22 protein-coding genes are annotated in these 20,442 nt (G+C 70.4%); 19 read left to right on the top strand and 3 right to left on the bottom strand.

Features of this window, described 5'->3' with window-relative positions; translation table 11 throughout:
* The first annotated feature begins 18 nt into the window (after positions 1 to 18).
* Genes H6H00_RS07260 through mobF form a run of 11 tightly spaced genes read left to right on the top strand, consistent with a single transcriptional unit; the run spans position 19 to position 10,388 of the window.
* On the top strand, positions 19 to 333 hold the full coding sequence (locus H6H00_RS07260; protein ID WP_221775820.1) for a helix-turn-helix domain-containing protein: 315 nt from the start codon (positions 19 to 21) through the stop codon (positions 331 to 333).
* On the top strand, positions 333 to 554 hold the full coding sequence (locus tag H6H00_RS07255) for a hypothetical protein (protein ID WP_185720555.1): 222 nt from the start codon (positions 333 to 335) through the stop codon (positions 552 to 554). The genes H6H00_RS07260 and H6H00_RS07255 overlap by 1 nt, the downstream gene beginning before the upstream one ends.
* Positions 551 to 1,135 carry a WhiB family transcriptional regulator gene (locus H6H00_RS32960; RefSeq protein ID WP_185720554.1) on the top strand — a complete coding sequence of 195 codons (585 nt, stop codon included), beginning with the start codon at positions 551 to 553 and terminating at the stop codon, positions 1,133 to 1,135. Before H6H00_RS07255 ends, H6H00_RS32960 begins: the two co-directional genes overlap by 4 nt.
* Entirely contained in the window at positions 1,132 to 1,575 is a 444-nt protein-coding gene (locus H6H00_RS07245; RefSeq protein WP_185720553.1) for a hypothetical protein, read from the top strand. Before H6H00_RS32960 ends, H6H00_RS07245 begins: the two co-directional genes overlap by 4 nt.
* The gene (locus tag H6H00_RS07240) at positions 1,572 to 1,946 is read left to right on the top strand and encodes a hypothetical protein (RefSeq protein ID WP_185720552.1); all 375 of its coding nucleotides are present in this window, start codon (positions 1,572 to 1,574) and stop codon (positions 1,944 to 1,946) included. The genes H6H00_RS07245 and H6H00_RS07240 overlap by 4 nt, the downstream gene beginning before the upstream one ends.
* Positions 1,943 to 3,880 carry a type IV secretory system conjugative DNA transfer family protein gene (locus H6H00_RS07235; RefSeq protein ID WP_185720551.1) on the top strand — a complete coding sequence of 646 codons (1,938 nt, stop codon included), beginning with the start codon at positions 1,943 to 1,945 and terminating at the stop codon, positions 3,878 to 3,880. The genes H6H00_RS07240 and H6H00_RS07235 overlap by 4 nt, the downstream gene beginning before the upstream one ends.
* The gene (locus tag H6H00_RS07230; protein WP_185720550.1) at positions 3,877 to 4,221 is read left to right on the top strand and encodes a hypothetical protein; all 345 of its coding nucleotides are present in this window, start codon (positions 3,877 to 3,879) and stop codon (positions 4,219 to 4,221) included. The genes H6H00_RS07235 and H6H00_RS07230 overlap by 4 nt, the downstream gene beginning before the upstream one ends.
* On the top strand, positions 4,218 to 4,883 hold the full coding sequence (locus H6H00_RS07225) for a hypothetical protein (protein WP_185720549.1): 666 nt from the start codon (positions 4,218 to 4,220) through the stop codon (positions 4,881 to 4,883). Before H6H00_RS07230 ends, H6H00_RS07225 begins: the two co-directional genes overlap by 4 nt.
* Positions 4,880 to 5,743, top strand: coding sequence for a hypothetical protein (locus H6H00_RS07220; RefSeq protein ID WP_185720548.1), 864 nt, complete (start codon positions 4,880 to 4,882; stop codon positions 5,741 to 5,743). Before H6H00_RS07225 ends, H6H00_RS07220 begins: the two co-directional genes overlap by 4 nt.
* Positions 5,740 to 6,000, top strand: a complete 261-nt coding sequence (locus tag H6H00_RS07215) for a hypothetical protein (protein WP_185720547.1) — start codon at positions 5,740 to 5,742, stop codon at positions 5,998 to 6,000. Before H6H00_RS07220 ends, H6H00_RS07215 begins: the two co-directional genes overlap by 4 nt.
* Positions 6,000 to 10,388, top strand: coding sequence for a MobF family relaxase (gene mobF, locus H6H00_RS07210; protein WP_185722230.1), 4,389 nt, complete (start codon positions 6,000 to 6,002; stop codon positions 10,386 to 10,388). The genes H6H00_RS07215 and mobF overlap by 1 nt, the downstream gene beginning before the upstream one ends.
* 22 nt (positions 10,389 to 10,410) lie before the next feature.
* Here mobF and H6H00_RS07205 read toward each other — a convergent pair whose 3' ends face one another.
* The 3 genes from H6H00_RS07205 to H6H00_RS07195 form a co-directional block, all read right to left on the bottom strand.
* Positions 10,411 to 10,833, bottom strand: a complete 423-nt coding sequence (locus H6H00_RS07205) for a hypothetical protein (RefSeq protein WP_185720546.1) — start codon at positions 10,831 to 10,833, stop codon at positions 10,411 to 10,413.
* Between the two features lie 456 nt (positions 10,834 to 11,289).
* Positions 11,290 to 12,276, bottom strand: coding sequence for a 5-oxoprolinase subunit C family protein (locus tag H6H00_RS07200; RefSeq protein WP_185720545.1), 987 nt, complete (start codon positions 12,274 to 12,276; stop codon positions 11,290 to 11,292).
* Between the two features lie 23 nt (positions 12,277 to 12,299).
* Positions 12,300 to 13,274, bottom strand: coding sequence for a carboxyltransferase domain-containing protein (locus tag H6H00_RS07195; protein WP_185720544.1), 975 nt, complete (start codon positions 13,272 to 13,274; stop codon positions 12,300 to 12,302).
* A gap of 232 nt (positions 13,275 to 13,506) precedes the next feature.
* On the opposite strand from H6H00_RS07195, the gene H6H00_RS07190 reads away from it, so the two are divergent.
* The 8 genes from H6H00_RS07190 (at position 13,507) to H6H00_RS07155 (ending at position 20,391) form a co-directional block, all read left to right on the top strand.
* Entirely contained in the window at positions 13,507 to 15,027 is a 1,521-nt protein-coding gene (locus H6H00_RS07190) for a PucR family transcriptional regulator (RefSeq protein WP_185720543.1), read from the top strand.
* A 129-nt stretch (positions 15,028 to 15,156) separates the two neighbouring features.
* Entirely contained in the window at positions 15,157 to 15,861 is a 705-nt protein-coding gene (locus tag H6H00_RS07185; RefSeq protein WP_185720542.1) for an acetoacetate decarboxylase family protein, read from the top strand.
* 42 nt (positions 15,862 to 15,903) lie between these two features.
* Positions 15,904 to 17,400, top strand: a complete 1,497-nt coding sequence (locus H6H00_RS07180) for a YHS domain-containing protein (protein WP_185720541.1) — start codon at positions 15,904 to 15,906, stop codon at positions 17,398 to 17,400.
* 13 nt (positions 17,401 to 17,413) lie between these two features.
* The gene (locus tag H6H00_RS07175) at positions 17,414 to 17,668 is read left to right on the top strand and encodes a toluene-4-monooxygenase system B family protein (RefSeq protein ID WP_185720540.1); all 255 of its coding nucleotides are present in this window, start codon (positions 17,414 to 17,416) and stop codon (positions 17,666 to 17,668) included.
* Positions 17,661 to 18,008 (top strand): MmoB/DmpM family protein, encoded by a 348-nt coding sequence (locus H6H00_RS07170; protein WP_185720539.1) that lies wholly within the window; start codon positions 17,661 to 17,663, stop codon positions 18,006 to 18,008. Before H6H00_RS07175 ends, H6H00_RS07170 begins: the two co-directional genes overlap by 8 nt.
* Positions 18,005 to 18,991: an aromatic/alkene monooxygenase hydroxylase subunit beta gene (locus H6H00_RS07165; RefSeq protein WP_185720538.1), complete on the top strand. Its 987-nt coding sequence runs from the start codon at positions 18,005 to 18,007 to the stop codon at positions 18,989 to 18,991. Before H6H00_RS07170 ends, H6H00_RS07165 begins: the two co-directional genes overlap by 4 nt.
* A gap of 7 nt (positions 18,992 to 18,998) precedes the next feature.
* Entirely contained in the window at positions 18,999 to 20,039 is a 1,041-nt protein-coding gene (locus H6H00_RS07160; protein WP_185720537.1) for a 2Fe-2S iron-sulfur cluster-binding protein, read from the top strand.
* 16 nt (positions 20,040 to 20,055) lie between these two features.
* Entirely contained in the window at positions 20,056 to 20,391 is a 336-nt protein-coding gene (locus H6H00_RS07155; RefSeq protein ID WP_185720536.1) for a monooxygenase system ferredoxin subunit, read from the top strand.
* Positions 20,392 to 20,442: the final 51 nt, after the last annotated feature.

Below are 20,442 nucleotides of genomic sequence, written 5' to 3'. Positions count from 1 at the left end.
CAACCCGAGGAGCGTGCAGTGAGCAACAACCGAACCGATCAGCCGGCCGTCAAGCGGCCGTCCTTCTACACGGCGGCCGAGACCGCCGAAATTCTCCGGCTCGACGAGTCGACGCTGTACCGACATCTCCGCAACGGGACGTTCCCCGGGCTCAAGATCGGCGGGCGCTACGTCGTGCCCGGGGCCGTGCTGGACCGGCTCGTCGACGACGTACTCGTCACGGGCCGCTGCGTCGACCTGGGCGCCTGGACCGAACAGTGGCGTCACGACCAGATCGCCGCGCTTGGTCGCGTCGCTGCGGCGAACGTGGAGCTTCCGGGCGGGGTGGCGTGATGGGTGCCGTCGGACTGCTGATCTTCTTCGCGATCGTCGGCGCGGCGATCTGCGCGAAGGCGCGGGTCGCGGGCGGGGCGATCGTGTTCGCGCTGCTGGCCTTGGTGCTATTCATCGGCACCCCGGCCGGCGCCGGTCTGCCCGGCATGGTCGCGGACTTCTTGTCCACGGTCGGCGCCGCCTCCGAGCCGCTGACCGAGGGTTCGGGAGCCGTGGGATGAGCGCCCCTGCGACAAGGACGACCCGACGCGAGCCGGTCGGCGGCCACGTGCGGCCGGAGGACTTCCGACACCGCGCGGCGTGCCGGTCGGTCGATGCGGAGATCTTCTTCCCGGCCGCGGTGGCCGGTCCGGAGCTCGAGGCGCAGGTGTCGCTCGCCAAGACCGTATGCGTCGGTTGCCCGGTCCGGGAGCAGTGCCTGACCTGGGCGCTGACTCACCAGCCGGACGGCATCGCGGGCGGGATGACCGAGCACGAGCGCCGCCACGAGCTCGCCCAGCGGCGTGGTCGTCAGCAGGGCCGGCTCCCACGGCCACGGACCCCGCAGCGGCCGGTGAACGCGACGCGCGCCGAGATCGCCGAAGTCGGACGGGCCGCGATCGCGGCCGGCATGTCGGTGCCCGACGCGGCGGGGGAGTTCCTGGTCTCCGCCCGTACGGCGGGCCGCTGGGCTCGCGCCATCTATCCCACGACCTCGACCCAACTAGGGGAGGGAAGCACCGGCGGCCACCGGGCTCCCCTCCAGATCTCCCACACAGCAACCCAGGCAGGGACACGAGCGGAAGGGCTTGATTCTAGATGAGTACCCGGACCAATCACGAGCCCGACGACCGCCCCGAGGCGGTCCAGCGCGCCAAGAGCGGGGCGCAGGCGTGGCGGGCGGTGGTGCACGCGCAGCGTGGCGCAGCGCCCGATCACGCGGACTTCTACAACCTGGCGGGGCACCTGGTCGACACGTTCGCCGCGATCGAGTCGCTGGCCCGGCTGCTTGCCGACCCGGTGTGCAGCTACGCCGACCGGCAGCCGCCCGGGAAGCGGGTCTACGACGACGCGCGCGGGGTGGACCGGTGGCGGGAGGACCCGCGGGAGCGCCTGATCGATGCCCGTTGTGATCTCGACCAGCTGGCGATCGCGGCCGGATGCGCGTTGGACGTGGCGAACCGGTTCTGGAGCGCGATCAGCCACATCGGCGTCGAGGACGACCCGGCCGCCGGCCGCGCCGAGGGCGAGGTGTCCCGATGACCCGCCAGGTACGCGCGATCGGCGGCCCCGCCGCGGTGGTGGCCGGGTTGCACCGGTGGATCGACGGTCACGACCCGCACGTGCAGGCCGCGGTGTGGTTGCTACTGGCCCACGAGGTGTGGCCGCGGCGGACGGAGTTCGTGGCGGCGTGTGTGAATCACAGCCCGGACGGCGGGTGGTGGATCGACTTCCGGGCCGCGCGTATCGCCTTCGACAACGGCCGGTTCGACACCGCGTCGTCGACGGAGCTCGCGGTGCTCGACCTGGCGATCACCGTCGGGACGGACCGGTTCCGGTTCCGGGCGATGGGCCCGGGTAACGCTCGTGCAGTTGCCACAGCGGTCGCCCACGCGGTGGGGGCAGACCGATGAACCTGCTCCTACTCCTGGTGGTGCTGGGGATCGCGGCTGCGGTGCTGTGGCGGCGCGGCTCGTACGCCTACGCCCTGCTCTGCATCCTGCTCGCCGGGTTCCCGGCGTGGGCGCTGCTGCGGCAGCTCCCGTGGTGGGGGTACCTGATCGCCGGCGTGGTCGGCGCGGCGGTGGGGTGGCATCACCTATCCCGCTCGGCTGCGTTGGTGACCCGCTGGTCCAGCCAGTCCCGGCGCAAGGCCGGCGTCGCCTCCACCTTCGACATCCTGCGTCACGCCTCCGCCCGCGCCATGCGCCAACGGGCCGCGACCGTCCGCCCATCCCTGGCCGAGCTGGGCCGGTGGGCGCGATGGCGACTGCCCGCGGTCGAGGTTGCGATCGAGCTGTGCCGTACGGGATGGCTCACGGTGTGGTCGCCGATCGAGGACGTCGTCATGATCTTCGGCGGACCCCGCACCGGTAAGACCGGATGGCTGGCCGGCCGGATCCTCGACGCCCCCGGCGCCGTCCTGGTCACCTCCACTCGCACCGATCTCTACGAGCTGTGCGCGCCACTACGTGCGCAGCGTGGACCGGTGTACGTGTTCAACCCGGTCGGGCTCGGCGGGAAGGCGTTCGCCTCGACCATCACATTCGACCCTCTGACCGGGTGCACGGATCCGGTGACCGCCGCTGAAAGGGCCAGCGATCTGATCGCCGCGGTGTCCCGGGCGGGCGGGGGTGGGGACCGGGAGTTCTGGAACGGCCACGCCCGCCGCGTCCTGGCCGGGCTGCTGCACGCCGCCGCGCTTGGCAGGAAGTCCATCCAGGACGTGGGCCGCTGGGTGGCCGACGTCGACGACGCCGCCCGGGAGGTCCCGCCGCTGCTGCGCCGCTCGACCGTCCAGGCGTTCGAGCAGGACCTGGCCCAGTTCCTGGGCACGAACACGAACACGCGGACGTCGATCACCTCGACCGTCGCACCGGCGCTGGGGTGGCTCAACCATCCCGACGCCGAACGCTCGGCGAAGGCCGGTGCCGGGGGCGGGTTCGACGTCGAGCGGCTGCTCGCCGAGCGGGCGACGGTGTTCCTGCTCGGCGGGGAGGAGACCCAGACAGGGCCGTTGGTGTGTGCGCTGACCGGGCACATCGCTCGCGAGGCCCGCGCGCTGGCCGCGGTCGCGCCGAAGGGTCGGCTGGACCCGAACCTGACGTTGGCGCTGGACGAGGCGGCGCTGATCTCCCCGGTCCCGTTGGAGTCCTGGACCGCGGACATGGGCGGGCGCGGGGTGACGATCATCGCCGCGTTCCAGTCCCGCGCCCAGCTGTTGGCCCGGTGGGGCGAGCACAACACCGCCACGATCCTGAACAACTGCGGTGCGGTGATGGTGTTCGGCGGTACCCGCGACCGTGACGACCTGCAGTTCTGGTCGACCCTGGCCGGGGACCGTGACGAGCCGACGCTGACCACCGACATGCACGGCCGGGTCGCGTCCCGGACGACGCGGCGGGTGCCGGTGCTCCCGGCGGCGCAGCTGGCGAACCTCCCGTCAGGGCGGGTGATGTTGATCCGCCGCGGTCTGGCCCCGGTGATCGGGCGAGTGCAGATGGCGTGGAATCGCCGCGACGTCCGCTGGCGCGCGTTTCAGATCGCGCACCCCGCGCTCGCCGCCTGGCTCGCGCGCTGGGCTGCGACGGCGCATCGCTGGTGGTCGCGTCTGACCGGCCCCGCCGTCGCTGCGCTGCGGTGGATCGGCGCCCTCGTCGGCGGGTGCTGCCGCGCCATCTGCGCGTCCATCGTGCGGGCCTGGCGCCGGATCCGGGACCACCTGACCCCCACCAGCACGCACGACGTCCCGGTCGACCTCGACGCACCGACGGTCGAGCTGCCCGTCCAGGCCGCGCACACCAGCAACGGCCGCACCCACACCCACACCCCCGGAGGTGCCCTGTGACCGCCCACCCCAGCGATCGGCCGGACAGCGCCAGTCCGTCGGCCGCCGAGATCGCCGCCCTGACCCGCCGACTGCGTGAACTGTCCACCCTCGGTCGGGCCGTGGATTCGCGGGAGCAGGCGGCGTTCCTGGCCGACAAGGACGCACTGATCGCCCGCATCGCCGACGGCCACCTGGCGACCGAACTGCGCGGGCAGATCGTCGAGGACGACCCTGTGCGCCGCGAGCAGCTTGTCCGCTGGCACACCGACGACACGGCCGACACCCTCGATGTGGACGACGTGCACCAGAAGCCGCGTGGGTCGCGCTCCGCCATGGACGACGGGCCGGGTCTGCCATGACCGGCACGAACTATGACGCCGAGTTCGCCCGCGCCGACGCTCTCGCCGGACTCGCTCGCGATCTCGACGATCTACGCCGTGCGGTCGATCCGCTGCGCGAGGTCAGCGGACGAGTCAACGACCTGGGGCGGTTGGTCGGGCAGCTCGCCGACTCCGTCGCCGCGATGACCAGGCGGCCGGCCGCGACGCCGGCCCCGTCCTGGCTGCTGCTTCCGGCCGACGAGACGGTGGTCGAGCGGGCGCTCAGCGAGTTGTGCGCCTGGCTGCACAGGATCTTCCTCCGCTACCCCGACGGCGTCACGGCGCTGCCGGAGTGCTGGCTCTACCACCCCGACGTGGTCGAGGAACTGCTGTGGCTCATGCACGCCTGGTGCGCCGCCTACCAGGGCAAGGGTGCGTCCGTGCAGCTCGCCGGGGACTGGCATGACCGCCAACGCCCCGGCGTCGTCCGGCGGATCCGGTCGTCGGCGGGGTCGTGCTCGATCGAGCGGCATCAGACCCGCGCGGACTGGGACCAGCGCCCGACCGGTGCTGCCGCGGTCCCCGGCCTCGACGCCATCGCCGCAATCGCCGAGTGGTGGGCCACCCGGCGCGATGACCCCGCGCCGGAACCGTCCGCGTCGCCGATCGGGGCGGCTCTGAACGGAGGGCCCCACCGATGACCAGCAGCAGCGAGCCGGGTGCCCGGGTGCTCCGGGCCGTGATCTGGCTGCCCGGGCTCGCCGTGGCACTGGGCGCCGCGGTGGCGACCGCGCACGGCCTCTACGAAGTCGCGCACGCCGCCCGGGTCCCGGCCGCGATCGCCTGGCTTTACCCGCTCATCACCGACGGGCTCGCTCTGGTCGCCTACGCCGCCACCGCGCGTCTGTCGGGATCGGCGGCCCGCTACGCGTGGTCGGTGGTCGTGCTTGCCGCCGGTCTGTCCGGGCTCGCACAGGCCGTGTTCCTGGCGTCCGGGTCGGCGGTCGAGGCGTCGGCGGCGGTGCGGTTCGGGGTCGGCGCGTGGCCGGCGATCGCCGCCGCGATCGTGGCGCACCTGCTCTACCTCCTGGCCGCCGACGAACGCCCTGCCCCGGGCAACGCGGACGGTCCGGCCGCCGGCGGTGTTCAGCCGGAGCCGTTCGACTCGGCTTCCGTTCAACGCGACCCACACCCTGTTCAAGAGGTCACTGCCCACGCTGTTCAACCCGCGCCGCCCTCCGCCGTTCAACGTCCATCCGAGGTCACCGCCCCCGCGGGCCGACCGGCGCTCGCCCCGGCACCGGTTGAACAGCAGTCCGTCGCTCCGGCCCGGGAGCGGGCGCGGGCGGCCGCGATGCGGCACGCCCACCGACACGGCGCCCTCCCGACGGTCACCGAGCTGGAAGCGGCCGCCGAGGTCTCCCGAGGAACCGCCTCCACCGCCCTCAAGCACCTCCGAGCCCAGCCGACCCCGCTGCACCTGATCGCCCGCAGCACCGAGCAGCCCGAACCGAGCGAGCACGAGGACGACCCGACCATCGAGAAGGCGACCCAGCCATGACCGACATGAGCCGCACCAGCAGCCCGAACACCACCAACCAGCCGAACACGAACACCGAGACCCAGCACGACGCCAGACAGACGAACGAGGACCGAGAACGAGACCCAAGAACCAGAAGATCAATTGCAGCACACCTTGGCATCCTGATCGACGGGTCCGGGCCGGCCTCCGGCCGGCCACAACCGACGCTCTGCGCGGTTGATCTTGCTGTCGCGACTTTCAAGATCGTTGCGGCGGGGCGGTGGTCCCCGTGGTGATGAGCATCGCGTCCGGCTACTCGCCGGACTACCTGCTGCGGGAGGTGGCGACCGGCCGGGAGAACTACTACACCGGTGCCGTCTCGGAAGGGGAGCCTCCGGGGCGTTGGTGGGGTGCCGGTGCGGAGCGGTTGGGCCTGTCCGGGATCGTCGATGCGCAGGACATGCGTGCGCTGTACGAGGGCTTCCTCGACCCGCGCGATCCCGGGTTCAAGGATTCGAAGATGTGGGACCAGGTGGCGACCCTCGGCCACACCGGTCGCAAGTACGCCAGCGAGGACGACCTGTACGCCGCGGCGACTGAACAGGAGCCCGGTGCGAGCGCTGAACGGCGCGCTGAACTGCGTGTTCAAGCGGGCAAGTCCGCCCGGCACAACGTGGCGTTCTACGACATCACGTTCAACCTGCAGAAGAGCGTGACGCTCGTACACACCGCCTTCGAAGCGAAGGAGGTGGCGGCGCGGCGGGCCGGGGACGAGGAGACCGCGCAGGCGTGGGCCCGTTGTCGGGTGGCTGTGGAGGACGCGATCTGGGCGGGCAACAACGCTGGTCTCGCCTACATGGCGGAGAAGGCCGGCTACACGCGGATCGGGAAGCACGGCGGCGCGGCGGGGCGGTGGGCCGATGCGCACGAGTGGACGGTGGCGTCGTTCTTCCAGCACGACAGCCGCGACCACGATCCGCACCTGCACATCCACAACGCCGTCCTCAACCGGGTGCCGGGCCCGGACGGCAAGTGGCGCACGATCGATTCGCGGGCGCTGTTCAAGTTTCAGCGCGCGGGCGCCGCGGTCGCGGAGCGGACCACCGAGGAGCGGCTGACGCATGCGCTCGGGGTGGTGCTGGCGACCCGCCCGGACGGGAAGGCCCGCGAGATCGTCGGCGTCGCGCAGGAGGCGATGGACCTGATCTCGACCCGCAGGCGGACGCTGACCGCGAAGGCCGACGAGCTGATCAGCGCGTTCGAGGACCGGTACGGGCGAGCCCCGAACGGGCTGGAGCGCGACCGGATCGCGCAGCAGGCCACGCTGCTGACCCGGCGGTCGAAGTCGCACACTGGGGAGACCCGCGAGCAGCTGCTCGACCGCATCGACGAGCGCGTGCGCGCAGACATCGACGGAGGGCTGGCCGGCGTCGCCGATGCCGTGCTCGCCGCCCGGGAGAACAGGCCGGCGCCGATGGAGTGGTCACCACAGGGGGTGATCGAGACCGCGCTCGCGGATATCCAGTCCCGCAAGGCGGGCTGGCACCGGGGAGATCTCAGCGGGGCGATCAACGCCGCGCTGCCCGACTACCTCGGGATCACCGACGGCGCCGACGTCGGCCGGCTGGTCGACACGCTGACCGACGAGGCCCTGAAGTACGCCATCGTGCTCGACGGTAGCCGTCCCGGGGACGAGCACCTCCCCGCCGAGCTGCGCCTCGACAACGGCTCCAGCGTCTATCAAGCGCCGGGCGCGATGCTCTACGCCACCCCCGATCAGGTCCGCACCGAACGCGCGCTGGTCGCCGCCACCACCGTGGGCGGTGGGACGGCGCTGCCATACGACCGGGCGCAACGGTTCATCGGGGAGCTGGCCGAGTCGGGGATCGAACTGGGGGTCGACCAGGCCGCCGCCGTCCGTGGCGTGCTGACTTCCGGTGCGCGGGTCGAGACCCTGATCGGGCCGCCCGGGACCGGGAAGTCGTTCGTCGTGGGTGCGATTGCCCGCGGCTGGACCGACCCCGCCCACACCGGCGGGGAGACGCCGCGGCGGGTGTTCGGCCTGGCGACCTCGCAGATCGCGACCGAGGTCCTGAAGTCCGAAGGGGTGACCGCGAGCAACGTCGCCGCCTGGCTCGGTGCGCAGCGTCGTCTCGCCGCCAGCCCGGGCTCGGGCGGGTCGCGTCCCGTCGACGGCGATCAGGCGTGGCGGCTGCACGGCGGGGACCTCGTGGTCGTCGACGAGTCCGCGATGACCGACACCGCCGCGCTCGCCGCCATCCACAGCCATGTGGACGCGGCCGGAGCGAAGCTGCTGCTGGTCGGGGACCACCGCCAGCTCGCCGCCGTCGGGGCCGGCGGCGGGATGGACCTCATCGCACAGTCCGGCGCCAGCTACGAACTCGCCGAGGCCCGCCGGTTCACCCACGCCTGGGAGCGCGACGCGTCGCTGCGGCTGCGCGCGGGTGATGAGACCGTGCTGCGCGAGTACCACAAGCAGGGCCGGCTGCTCGACGCCGGAACCGTCGAGCAGGCCGAGCAGGCAGCGGTCCGCGGCTGGCTCGGCGACACCCTCGCCGGTAGGCAGTCGCTGCTCATCGTCGACACCAACGAACAGGCCGCGCGCCTGTCCGCGGAGGTCCGCGCCGAACTCGTCCGGCTCGGCCAGGTCGCCGAACACGGTGTGCGGCTCGGGCTGCAGGGCACCTACGCCGGGGTCGGCGATCTCGTCGAGGCCCGCACCCTGGACTGGACCGTGCAGGGAGTGGAGGGCAACACCCGCCCCGCGATCACCCGCGAGCGCTACCGGGTCCACGCCGTGCGCGACGACGGCGCCCTCGAGGTCGCCGTTGTCCGCGGCCGGACCGCGGCCGGCGACGTCCTGGGCGAACGGATGGTGCTCCCCGCCCGCTACGTCGCCGAGCACCTGGCGCTGGGATACGCCTCGACGAAGAACGCCGCCCAGGGCGCGTCGGTCGACACCAGCCACACCGTGGCCACCCCACGGACCAGCCCGGCCGGGCTCCTGGTGCCGATGACCCGCGGCCGCGACACCAACACCGCCTACGTCGTCACCCTCGCCGCGGTCGACGACGCCGCGCAGGGCAGCGACGCCCACACGCTGCACCGCGACCCCGTCGCCGTCCTCGCCCAAGTACTCGGCAGCACCGACGCTGCGGACGCGGCCAACCGGTCCGCGCTCGCCACCGCCACCCAGGCCGCCACCGACGCCGCCAGCACCCGGACCGCCGCCGATCTTCTCGCCGACGCCGCCCAGCTCGCCGCGACGGAACGGACCGCGACCTGGCTCGACCAGCTCGCCCAGGACGGCGTCCTCGACCCGGCCGAGCGATCGCGCATCGCCGCCGAGGACGGCGCCGCCACGCTGACCCGGATCCTGCGTCGCACCGAACTCGCCGGGCACGACCCGCGCCAGGTGCTGCACGACGCGATCGCCGAACGCCCCTTCGACGGGGTGCGCAACGCGTCCAACGCGATCTACAGCCGCATCCGCACCGAGCACGCCGACCAGCTCGACCCGGTCGGAGACTCGTTCACCAGCTGGACGCCCCGCGTCGACAACCCCGAGTGGCGCCGCTATCTTGCCGCGCTCGCCGAGACAGCCGACCAGCGCGCCGACCAGCTCGGCGCCGAACTGGCCGACGCCGCGCCCGACTGGCTCACCAGCGCCATCGGAGCCGCGCCCACCGACAGCGACGCCCGCGCGGACTGGGAACGCCGCGCCGGCCTGGTCGCCGCGTACCGGGAGATGCGCGGCCACGACGACCCCGTCGACGCGCTCGGCCCCGCCCCGAAGCCGGGGCAGGTCGAGCAGTACGCCGCCTACCGCGCCGCTTGGCGGACTCTGGGCCGCCCGGAGATCGAGCGCGAAGAGCTGGAGATGACCGACGGCCAGCTCCGGATGTGGATCCGCGCCGCGCACCGGGAGGAGGCATGGGCGCCGCGCTACGTCGGCAACGAACTCGCCGGAACCCGCCACGCCGCGGCCACGCACCGCCAGACCGCCGAGCTCCGCGCCGCCGCAGCCAACGCCAACCCCGCCGAGCGCGAGCGCCTGCAGGCCGAGGCCGCGCAAGCCCGCGCGCTCGCCGAGACCCTCGACGCGCAGGCGGAGAAGCTCCAGGTCATCGACGACGCCCGCGCGCACTTTCTCGCCGACAACGCCCGCACCCTCGGCTACGGACGCCGCTGCGAAGCCGAGCTCACCCGCCGCCACATCGACGACACCGAGCCCGAGCAGCTCGTCACCGCTGACGAATGGCTCGCCGCTGACCACCACGCGACGGTTGCGGACGACCAGCACCGCGCCGTCACCGAGGCCGACATGATCGACAATGACGCGGACCACATCGTTGCCGCGGCTCACGACGTGGTGGTGGAAGCACCGGATCTTGACATCCGCGAAGTCGCAGCCCACGAACCCGCGGCGGTAAACGAAGACACTGTCCGGATCCCGACGCCGGCTGAGACCGCCGACGACTACGCGGATGCGACTCGCGCGCTCGCCGAGATCAACGCTCGCCGGGCCATCGACCTGCGGGAGGAGACCGAGCACCGGGCCGCCGAACTCGACCGCTGGCATGTCGACGACCAGGCCGTCGAGACCGCCGACGTCGACGAGTACACCGACATGGACAGCTATGACGAAGCGATGCCTCGTTGAGCAGGGCCGGCGCGGGTGGCGGTCATCCCGCTGCGTGCACCGGAACGTCGATCGGCGGCGTCCCGGAGCTGCGCCATGCCCACCGCAAGGTGGCCCGGATCGCCTCGCACCAGCCCGCCCGCGACTCGACGAGATCCGGCCGGCGAACGTCGAGCAGCTCCGCGGCCAGATACTCCGCCTCGATCAGCTCCTCACGAGCGGATTCGTCGTGCCGGGACACCGGAGGCCGGGCCAACCGTCGCGGCCCCGACGCCGGCCGCACCACCGCACGCGCCAACCACCGGCACGTCACAATCACGCCCCCGGCGTACCAGTCCGTGGTGCCCCGCTTGGACTGCTCGGTGTTTCGGCGCTCCGCCTCCGCCCACACCGCGACGAACTCGTCCAGCGGCACGCGAAGGTTGCGCAGCAGGATGCGCTCAACGTCCTTCTCCGTCACCTCCATGGATCCAGAGTCGCACGAGCCACCGACGCTTCTCGACGTCCAAGCAGGTCTCTGGGCCGCCGATTCGACCCGGGTTGGGTCTGCGCTTACCGGGCAGCGTGCGGTCACGTCCCCGCTGTGGTGTAAGCCCCGGCCTCGACGGTCGAGCCGCGGGGTGCCCTCCCAGCGCCTGAGGCACCGAGCTGCATCGTTGCCAGCGAGCAGATCATCCCGACCGTCCGAGAGCCGGATGATCGCCAAGCCTTCGGCGACTACCCCCACATACGCGGGGGACGACAAGCCGTCCGGACGGCCGGGGGCTTGAGCGCGGGACTGGCCCTCAGTGGGCATCGGCAAGAACGACCTCGGCCCGGCGGCCATGGCGTTGGAAGCCCGCGAGGATGCTGGCCCGGGCCGTGCCGTCGGCCGGCCGCGATGCCAGCTCGGCCTCGGGGCCCCACGGTTGACGACCAGGGCTCAGCCGCCGTTGCCAGAGCGATCAAGGTGCCTTGTGTCGAGGACCTGCGCGACGTGGTCGTGGAGAGCGGCAGCCTGGGCGAGGTCGATCGCGCGAAAGACGACGGTGTCACGGCCTGGCCTGAACTGGCCGACCTTCCACAGTGCGGCCTCTGGGATCGTCGCGATCACGGCAAATCCGCCGGAGGAGTTGCTCTCTGGTCCCAGGATCGTCAGCACGTCGCCGTAGGCGAGGATGCCGCCTAGCGGGTAGCTGTTGTCGAGCACGTTCGACGGGTGGCCACCGGCGACGTCACCGGTTTCGCGGGCCCACTGGAACCGGTGCGGGTTGAGCCGGACGCCCACCCGGTCGGAGTTGAGGTCGCAGCGCCATGTTGCGGTGAGGAAGTGCTCGACATCGTTGTTGGTGAGGAAGTCCGGGTCCGCGTGCGGCCCCATGATCGTCTCGACCTCCCAGTTGTTGGAGTAGGTCGGGCGGAGGGAGACAGGTAGGCGCTTTCGCCGTGCAGGTTCGTTGGTGGCCACGACGTCGAGGACGTCGGCCCGTTCGAGCGCTCGCCCGTCGAAGCCGCCGATGCCGGCGACGATGTGCGTTGCCCGGGAGCCGAAGGCGTCACGCACCTCGATACCGCCGGCAACTGCCAGGTACAGCCGGTAGCCGGGGCCGCGGATGACGCTGCTCGCGACGACGTCGCCCTCCTTCACCGGGACCGACTCCCACAGCGACACGGGCTTGCCGTTGACGGTGAGATGGGTTTCCGGCCCGGTGATCGCGATGGTGCCGGCGTGCAGCACGTTGGCCTGGAAGCGGCCGAGCGGGATCTCCAGCGCGGCAGCCCCCAGCCGGTTGCCGACGAGCAGGTTCGCGGCGCGGAAGGCGAGATGGTCGACGGGACCGCAGGGGAAGAAGCCCAGTGACTGACGTCCGAGCCGGCCCGGGTAGTCCTGCACGGTCGTCTGAAGTCCGGGATCGACGATCTCGAGCATGGGCATTGCGGCGGGGCGTGCGCTCACGGGATCTTGACCAGCTGCTGTGCGGCGGCCCGAGCCGCACGCCGACGGCCGGCCTCGGCCACGACCGCCGGTTCGGTCGCCACCGCGAAGTGCTCGGCGACGGCGTACCTTCCGGGCTCGATCTCGTAGTCGTAGCGGCCTTCGAAGACCTGCCTGCGCAGTTCGATGAGCTCTCCCTCGGAGATCGCGGTGAACGTGATGCGGTCGCCCGGATGGATCAGGATCGGGTCGATGCGGTGCGCGCGCACGCGCCGGGGTGAGAGATGGCTGATGGGAAGGGTGCGGCCGAAGATCTGGTAGGAGCCCAGCGATTCGATCGGATGGACGACGAGGCACGGGCCGCCGAGGGCGACCGCGCCCTCGGGGGTCCAGGTCCGGGCCGGGTTGTACTTCGGCCCGATGAGTTCCGAGCGGGGATCGAGGGGCAGGAGCGACGGCAGGCCGGGGTAGAACCCGCTGAAGGCGTTCCACCACGTGGTCCCGAGGATGCGTTCGTACAGGGCATCTCGGTTGGCCAGCCCGTTGTAGCGGACGATGTAGTCGATGTTGTTGCCGTCGACGACGTTGGGCGCGTCTGGCCGGATGGTGATGCGGTAGCGGTTCACGGCCTCCCGCGAGGCGGAGTCATCGAACGCGATCGGAAGACGCAGCTGTCGACTCGGGAGGACGATCGATGCCGGCTCCGGGATGTCCGCGTGATGGTCGTCCATCGCGGCGATGAGCTTCTCCTGCGAGATCACGATCGGGTCGTAGTAGATCAGGAGTGAGCGCAGGCCAGGGGCGATCTCGAACAGACCGCGAACGGGATGCGTACCCAGGTGACTCGCGGTCGCGTGCACGAAGAAGTTGACGGCGAGGTCGACCGGATACGCATCGCCGTACTCGACGAGCATGGCCCGGTCACCAGCGGTCCGGTAGGTGACCACTGGACGCCCTGCGCCCAGCTCCCGCCGCTGGACGATGGCTGGCATGGGTTCCCTTCGGCGCGACGGTTGATCCGGGATCGTGCCCGGCCTGGACGGCATCGGCTGTGCGCGCGTTGTACAGACCGGCGCCAGTGCTTGTCCAGACCGCTCATCGCCTGCGGTTCATCCGGTGCGGTCGACTCCCGCTGCGGCACCGTGCATCCTGCGTGGGCGGGCTGGCGGGTACGCACGCGCGCAGGCATGAACTTGCTCGCGTCACGCTGTCCCGGAGGGATCGATGTCGCTCACGGTTCAGAACCTGATCGACCGCGCAGACCTGGAGCTGCGACGGATCGCGGGTTCGGCCACTGCCCTGCGCGGCGAGCTGACCTGGGCGCTGATCAGCGAGCTGCCGGATCCGTCGCCGTACATCGACGGCGGGGAGCTGGTGCTGACGACGGGCTCCCGGCTCTCCCAGGGCCCGGCGGCCCGCAAGCTGTATGTGAGCCGGCTCAAGGAGTCCGGCGCGGTCGCGCTGGGGTTCGGGGTGAGCTCCTTCTACCCGGACGTGCCCGCCGACCTGGTCGCCGCCGCGGACCTCGTCGACCTGCCCGTGCTGTGTGTGCCGGCCGCCACCCGATTCGGCGTGATCAGCCGGCTCGTCGCCGGTTACCTGTCCGACGAGCGGCAGAAGGAACTGAACTACGCCGTCGCCGCCCAACGGGATCTTTCCCGCGCGTCGCTGTCGCCGTATGCGGCCCGGGCCATCGTCGAGCGGCTGGCGAAGGCCATCCAGGGGTGGACGCTGTTGTTGGACCAGGACGGCACGCTGCGTGCGGGCGTCCCCGCCGGCCGCACGCATCTGCCTCGGGTGCGCATCGATCTGCCGCGGCTGCGGGAACCGGGCGGTGCGTCGAGCCTCAGCATGACCGTGGCGGGCGAGTCGGTCGTTCTCCTGCCGCTCACCGTGCGCAGCACCGTTCGGGGCTTCCTCGCGGTCGGCCGCAGCACGCTGCTGAGCCATGCGGATCAGGCGATCGTGACCACGGCGGTGTCCCTGCTGTGCGCCGACCTCCACAGCGAGTGGGGCCTGTTGGACAGCGAGCGCAGGCACCGGCTCGCGGTGTTCAAGGTGGCGATCGAGGGTGATCTGACCCTCGCGAGCTCGATCGCCGAGTCCCTCGCTGTGGACCTCCCCGAGGGGGATCTTCGAGTCGCGGTGCTCGGCGTCCCGCCCGGCTACGAGGTCGAGCTGCTCGAGCACGCCGAGAGTGACTACGGCCTGCGTAGCCTCTGCGCACTGGTCGCGGAGTGGGAGAAGGGCCGTGTCGTCGTGTTGATGCCACCGGCCGAGGGGGACGTGCGCACGCTCGAATCCTTGCTGCGGCGGATCCCGCTCGCGCGCGGCGCCGTCAGCGACCCGGTGCCCGGCCGCGAGCTACCGCAGGCGTGGGGGCAGGTGCGGTCGGTCTTCAACAGTGCGCCCGGCTCGGCCGGCAAGCTCGCGTTCGCGAGCGACGTGGCCACCGCCGGACTGATGCGCCACCTCGACAACGAGGAAGCGCGCGGCTGGGCACAGGCGCTTCTTGCACCGCTCACGGAGCGAGACCGAGTCTCGAAGATCGATATGCGGGCGACCCTGCGCACGTTCCTGGCCAACAACGGTCAGTCGGACTCGTCGGCGTCTGCGCTCGGTATCCATCGGCACACCCTGCGCTACCGGATGGGGAAGGTGGCCGAGGCGCTCGATCGCGACATGGACGACCCGTCCACCCGGGCGGAGCTATGGATCGCGCTCCAGCTCGACGACCAGCTCTGAGCTGCAGGTTTCGCCAAAGTGGCACCGGTCACGTGGTCGTTGTCCAACGTGCGCACTTCATGGCGAGCGCCCTGACGACCACTCTTCGGTGACGGTTCACTCACCTTCGACGGTCCGCAAGGAGACGCCATGGGCACGTCGCTGCACCCACCACAACTCATCACCAACTCGCGGACGCTCTACCTCGTCTGGGTACCGGCGGACCCGGACGCGGTCGCGAAGCTCGTCCCGGAAGGTCTGACGCCGGCCGCCGCCCGCACCTGCTACATCAACCAATACGTCGTCGAGGGCGCCGATCTGACGTCCTCGGACGGGGAGGAGACCTTCGGCGCCTACTCGCTCACCTACCTGGGCGCGGACCTGGCGGGGCTGGACACCGAGGTCGGCGTCCCCGCCCGCTGGTGGACGCACTACTACAACAGCTCGGACGTGATGAGCCGATACGCCCGCGAGCACGGTGTGCCGGCGGGCGAGCCCGGCCGCACCACACTCGATCTCGACGGGGACACGCTGGTTGCAACGACGCACATCGACGGCCGCCCGATCATCCGCACGACCGCGAGGGTGTCGATCGGTACACCGCAGCGGGCAGTGGGGCAGCTGCGCTACATCACCCGTCGCGACGACGAGTTCATCAGCGGGCGCTATGCCTACGTCTGCGACATCGCGGAGCACTTCGAAGTGCAGTCGTTCGAGTTCCTCGACAGCACCCACCCCACGTACCAACTCCGGCCGGCCGATCCGCTGCAGATCACCTTCGGCTTCTACACGCCCTCCATGAGCTTCGTCTATCCGGGCGGCGAGGGACCGCTCGGATCCGAGCACGGCAGCTGACCCCGTTCGAGTTCACGCACCGACACCCTGAGGAGCAACTCCATGGCTCTGCTGGACCGCGCGCAGTGGTACGACATCGCGCGCACCACCGAATGGACACCCCGTTACGTCACGCAGGACGAGCTGTTCCCGCCCGAGCTCAGCGGCGGGGTCGGCATCCCCGAAGAGGTCTGGGGCACCTACGACGAGCCCTACAAGGTCAGCTACCGCGAGTACGTCGACATCCAGCGGCAGAAGGACGCCGGCGCCTATTCGGTGAAGGCTGCTCTGGAGCGCGCCGACCTCTACAACAAGGCGGATCCGGGCTGGATCTCCATCCTCAAGGAGCACTACGCCGCGGTGGCGGTGGTCGAGTACGGCGCCGCCTTCCAGGAATCACGGTACGTCCGGTGGTCGAAGGCACCTGGCATGCGCAACATGGCCACCTTCGGGATGCTGGACGAGATCCGGCACGCCCAGATGCAGTTGTTCTTCCCCCACGAGTACGTCAGCAAGGACCGGCAGTTCGACTGGTCCCACCAGGCGATGCACACGAACAACTGGGTCGTCCTCGGCGCTCGGCACTTCTTCGACGACATGCTGATGACCCGCGACGCCATCTCAACGGCCATCTGCGCGAACTTCGCCTTCGAGACCGGCTTCACCAACCTGCAGTTCATCGGGCTCTCCGGCGATGCCGCCAAGGCCGGTGACTACACCTTCTCCAAGCTGATCCAGAGCATCCAGTCCGATGAGGCGCGACACGCCCAGCTGGGCACCCCGCTGCTGCAGATGATGATCGAGAACGGGCAGCGCGACAAGGCGCAGAAGACGATCGACATCGCCTTCTGGCGCTCCTACCGGCTCTTCACGGTGCTCTCCGGCATTCCGATGGACTACTACGTCCCGCTGAGCGTGCGGGAGGCGTCGTTCAAGGAGTTCATGGAGGAGTGGATCGTCACCCAGTTCATGCAGTCCCTCGAGGACCTCGGGCTCTCGAAGCCCTGGTACTGGGACATCTTCTTGCGCGATCTCTCCGAGCACCATCACGGCCAGCAACTCGGCACCTACTCGTGGCGGCCGACCCTGTGGTGGAACCCGGCGGCCGGCGTCAGCCCCGAGGAGCGGGACTGGCTCGAGGAGAAGTACCCCGGCTGGAACGACACGTTCGGCAAGGTCTGGGACGTGATCATCGACAACATGGCCAACGACCGGATGGACAAGACCGTCCCCGGCACATTGCCGATCATCTGCAACGTGTCGCAGCTGCCGATCGTCGGCACGCCGTCGCAGACGCTGCGCGACATCTCCATCGTGCACGAGGGTCGTCGCTACCACTTCGCTTCCGAGGTGGACAGGTGGATCTTCGAAGACGATCCCGAGCGGTACAAGAGCCACAAGAACCTCATCGACCGGTTCCTCGGTGGCGAGATCCAGCCGGCCGATCTCGGCGGAGCCCTGGAGTACATGGGCCTCGGTGTGGTCAGCGACGGCGGTGACGACGCCCACGGCTACAAGTGGGTCGACGCCTACCGCAAGCAGCTCGTGACGGCGAGATAGAAGGGAGTTCGACATGGCTTTGATTCCACTGGCATCGCACTTCGACGGGGACTTCGTCCTCAAGCTGCTCCCCGTCGACTCCGAGAACACGATGGACGAGGTGGCCGCGGCCGCCTCGGAGAACGTGCTGGGCATTCACGTCGAGGCGCAGCCCGATCGCGTGCTGCGGGTGCGCAAGCAGGACGCGGCCGAGCCGTTTCCGCGCGACATGACGGTCGCCAACTCCGGCCTGGAGCCGACTGAGTGCATCGAGGTCTTCTATGGGTGAGGAGGCGACGACCGCGGCCATCTCCAGGCCGGCGGGCCCCGTCATGCAGTCCGGGGAGATCGCCCGCGCTGTGGCGCAGGCAGCCGAGATCGACAACCCGGGCCGGACCGTCAACGTTCGGGACCGCGGTTCCTATGTCCGTATCGAGGTCGAGGGCGGCGAGTGCATCTTGCGCCGCGCGACCATCGAGTCCGAACTCGGCCGCCCGTTCCGGCTCGCCGAGCTGGAAGTGAACATGCCGTCGTTTGTCGGTCGCATCGAAACCGGGACCGAGATCGTCCGTTTCTACACCGGGAAGCAGGACACCAGCGGCTTCCCTGTCAAGGAGGCCGGGAAATGACCACTCCGCTCAAGCCGCTCAAGACCTGGAGCCACCTCACCAAGCGGCGTCGCAAGCCCAGTGAGTACGAGATCGTCTCGACCAATCTGCTGTGGCACATGCGCGACCCCGAGCAGCCGTGGGACGTCGGACCGAACAGCATCATGTCCGACCACTACCGCAAGCACCGCAACCAGAGCCCGATCACGCACCCGGACTGGGACGCGTTCCGCGACCCCGACGAGCTCGTGTACCGGACTTACAACATCCTTCAGGACGGGCAGGAGACCTACACCGAAGGTCTGCTCGACCAGCACAACGCCGAGGGCCACGACAAGGGGCTGTCGCCGGAGTGGGTCGCCACCCTGTCGCAGCTCTACACGCCGAGCCGGTACCTCCTGCACACCGTGCAGATGGCCAGCGCCTACCTGGTGCACATCGCACCGACCAGCACCATCAGCAACTGTGCGGCCTTCCAGGCCGCGGACCAGCTGCGCTGGGTCACCAACGTCTCGTACCGGACGGCTGAGCTCAAGTTGGCCCACCCCGGCGCCGGGTTCGGCGAGCGCGAGCGCGAGCTGTGGGAGGAGCATCCGGCCTGGCAGGGATTCCGGGAGCTGATGGAGCGTCAGCTGACGACCTTCGACTGGGCGGAGGCGTTCGTCGCGCTCAACATCGTCGCCAAGCCGGCACTGGATGAGATCGTCCTGCGCCAGCTCGGGCTGTCGGCGCGACGGCAGGATGACCTGCTGCACGCGCTGCTCACCGAGGCACACCTGCGTGACAGCGAGCGGTCTCGGCGGTGGACCGGGGCGCTGGTCAAGCAGATGTTCGAGGTCGACGCCAATGTCCCCATCCTGACTTCGTGGGTGGAGAAGTGGCAGCCGCTCGCCGAGCAGGCCGTTCGTGCCTACGGCGAGGAGATCCCGGAGAACGCCGAAGCCGTCGACAACGCCATCGGTGCAGTGCGGGCGTTCCAGCGGCAGCTCGGCCTCGGCGGCTGACTCTGCGATGACGACCCCTGCCGAACATCTCATCTCGGTCGACGGGTCCGACGTTCGCTTCGCCTGCGCGGAGGGCGACACGCTGCTGCGTGCCGCCCTCCGCGCGGGGGTCGGGCTGGCCTACGAATGCAACAGCGGTGGTTGCGGGAGCTGTCGGTACGACCTGGTTGAGGGCGAGATGCACGACCGTCGCCCGGACGCCCCTGGTCTCAGCCCCCGTGACCGCCGAAAGGGGCGCAAGTTAGCCTGCCAGAGCCAGCCGCGCTCGGACTGCACCATCAAGGTCGGACAGATGGTCGGCCAGGCCCGGCACCGGCCGTTCCGCCAGACCGCACAGCTGCGCTCGAAGACCCTGTTGACCCACGACATGCAGGAGTTCGTGTTCGCGGCGCAGTCCCACGCCGGTTTCCGGCCCGGCCAGTACGCGATGATCACACTGCCCGACGGGCAGGTCGAGCGCGCGTACTCCATGAGCAACCTCGGCAACTGCTACGGCGAATGGAAGTTCGTCGTCAAGCGGATGCCGGGAGGCCGGGCCACCGCTGCATTGTTCGACGACACCGAGGTCGGGTCGGAGGTCACGCTGGACGGGCCCTTCGGGCACGCGTACCTGCGGGAGGACGGGAACCGGCGGATCGTCTGCGCCGGTGGCGGATCCGGGCTCGGCGCAATGATCTCGATCGTGCTCGGCGTCGCCGCCCGGCCGGACTCCCGCGACTGGACCGTCCACCTGTTCTGCGGAGGCCGTACCCGCAAGGACCTCCACATCCCGGAGTCGATCGCGTTCGCAGGACGCCAGCTCGGCGCGCTGAACGTGCACACAGCGATCTCCGATGAGCACGACGACGGCGTACGCGCCGAGGTGGAGGGCGCCGAGCCCTTCCGCGGGTTCCTCCACGAGGCGGTCCTCGACCGCCTCGCGGGATCCCTGACCGACTTCACCTACTACGCGGCCGGTCCCCCGGCGATGACCGACGCGCTCGCGAGGGCCCTGGTTCTCGACGCCGGCGTGGCCGCCGACCACCTCCACTACGACCGATTCTGCTGATAGGAGCACGGCTGCAATGGCATTCGTACGGGTGTGCTCGCTCGATGACGTCTGGGAGAACGACATGGAGTCGTTCGACGTCGGCGACAAGGAGATCCTCATCGTCCACCTCGACGGCGGCGAGGTGGTGGCCACCCAGGCCATCTGCCCGCACCAGCAGGTCGAACTCGTCGAGGGCGAGCTGGACAAGAAGACCCTGATCTGCACGAACCACATGTGGACGTTCGACCTGACGACATGCAAGGGGATCAACCCCGGTCACTCCGAGCTGGCCCGGTACCCGGTCAAGCTCGACGGCGACGACATCTACATCGACCCGGACGGGGACACCCCGAAGATCGCGCACTCCTGACCCGGTACCGAACCCCCGAACCCCACCCACGATCGACGAAGCGAGGTCCCG

Origin of the sequence: Pseudonocardia petroleophila, assembly GCF_014235185.1 — a bacterium.
Lineage (GTDB): Bacteria > Actinomycetota > Actinomycetes > Mycobacteriales > Pseudonocardiaceae > Pseudonocardia > Pseudonocardia petroleophila.
The sequence above is the reverse complement of the archived record's forward strand: the minus strand, read 5'-3'. Positions and strand labels throughout refer to the sequence as shown.

What these genes read in the sequence shown, in the direction of transcription:
- H6H00_RS07255 (WP_185720555.1), top strand. Translation starts at nt 333, where the DNA reads ATGGGTGCCGTCGGACTGCTGATCTTCTTCGCGATCGTCGGCGCGGCG.
- H6H00_RS32960 (WP_185720554.1), top strand. Translation starts at nt 551, where the DNA reads ATGAGCGCCCCTGCGACAAGGACGACCCGACGCGAGCCGGTCGGCGGC.
- H6H00_RS07245 (WP_185720553.1), top strand. Translation starts at nt 1,132, where the DNA reads ATGAGTACCCGGACCAATCACGAGCCCGACGACCGCCCCGAGGCGGTC.
- H6H00_RS07240 (WP_185720552.1), top strand. Translation starts at nt 1,572, where the DNA reads ATGACCCGCCAGGTACGCGCGATCGGCGGCCCCGCCGCGGTGGTGGCC.
- H6H00_RS07235 (WP_185720551.1), top strand. Translation starts at nt 1,943, where the DNA reads ATGAACCTGCTCCTACTCCTGGTGGTGCTGGGGATCGCGGCTGCGGTG.
- H6H00_RS07225 (WP_185720549.1), top strand. Translation starts at nt 4,218, where the DNA reads ATGACCGGCACGAACTATGACGCCGAGTTCGCCCGCGCCGACGCTCTC.
- H6H00_RS07220 (WP_185720548.1), top strand. Translation starts at nt 4,880, where the DNA reads ATGACCAGCAGCAGCGAGCCGGGTGCCCGGGTGCTCCGGGCCGTGATC.
- H6H00_RS07215 (WP_185720547.1), top strand. Translation starts at nt 5,740, where the DNA reads ATGACCGACATGAGCCGCACCAGCAGCCCGAACACCACCAACCAGCCG.
- mobF (WP_185722230.1), top strand. Translation starts at nt 6,000, where the DNA reads ATGAGCATCGCGTCCGGCTACTCGCCGGACTACCTGCTGCGGGAGGTG.
- H6H00_RS07205 (WP_185720546.1), bottom strand. Translation starts at nt 10,833, where the DNA reads ATGGAGGTGACGGAGAAGGACGTTGAGCGCATCCTGCTGCGCAACCTT.
- H6H00_RS07200 (WP_185720545.1), bottom strand. Translation starts at nt 12,276, where the DNA reads ATGCTCGAGATCGTCGATCCCGGACTTCAGACGACCGTGCAGGACTAC.
- H6H00_RS07195 (WP_185720544.1), bottom strand. Translation starts at nt 13,274, where the DNA reads ATGCCAGCCATCGTCCAGCGGCGGGAGCTGGGCGCAGGGCGTCCAGTG.
- H6H00_RS07190 (WP_185720543.1), top strand. Translation starts at nt 13,507, where the DNA reads ATGTCGCTCACGGTTCAGAACCTGATCGACCGCGCAGACCTGGAGCTG.
- H6H00_RS07185 (WP_185720542.1), top strand. Translation starts at nt 15,157, where the DNA reads ATGGGCACGTCGCTGCACCCACCACAACTCATCACCAACTCGCGGACG.
- H6H00_RS07180 (WP_185720541.1), top strand. Translation starts at nt 15,904, where the DNA reads ATGGCTCTGCTGGACCGCGCGCAGTGGTACGACATCGCGCGCACCACC.
- H6H00_RS07175 (WP_185720540.1), top strand. Translation starts at nt 17,414, where the DNA reads ATGGCTTTGATTCCACTGGCATCGCACTTCGACGGGGACTTCGTCCTC.
- H6H00_RS07170 (WP_185720539.1), top strand. Translation starts at nt 17,661, where the DNA reads ATGGGTGAGGAGGCGACGACCGCGGCCATCTCCAGGCCGGCGGGCCCC.
- H6H00_RS07165 (WP_185720538.1), top strand. Translation starts at nt 18,005, where the DNA reads ATGACCACTCCGCTCAAGCCGCTCAAGACCTGGAGCCACCTCACCAAG.
- H6H00_RS07160 (WP_185720537.1), top strand. Translation starts at nt 18,999, where the DNA reads ATGACGACCCCTGCCGAACATCTCATCTCGGTCGACGGGTCCGACGTT.
- H6H00_RS07155 (WP_185720536.1), top strand. Translation starts at nt 20,056, where the DNA reads ATGGCATTCGTACGGGTGTGCTCGCTCGATGACGTCTGGGAGAACGAC.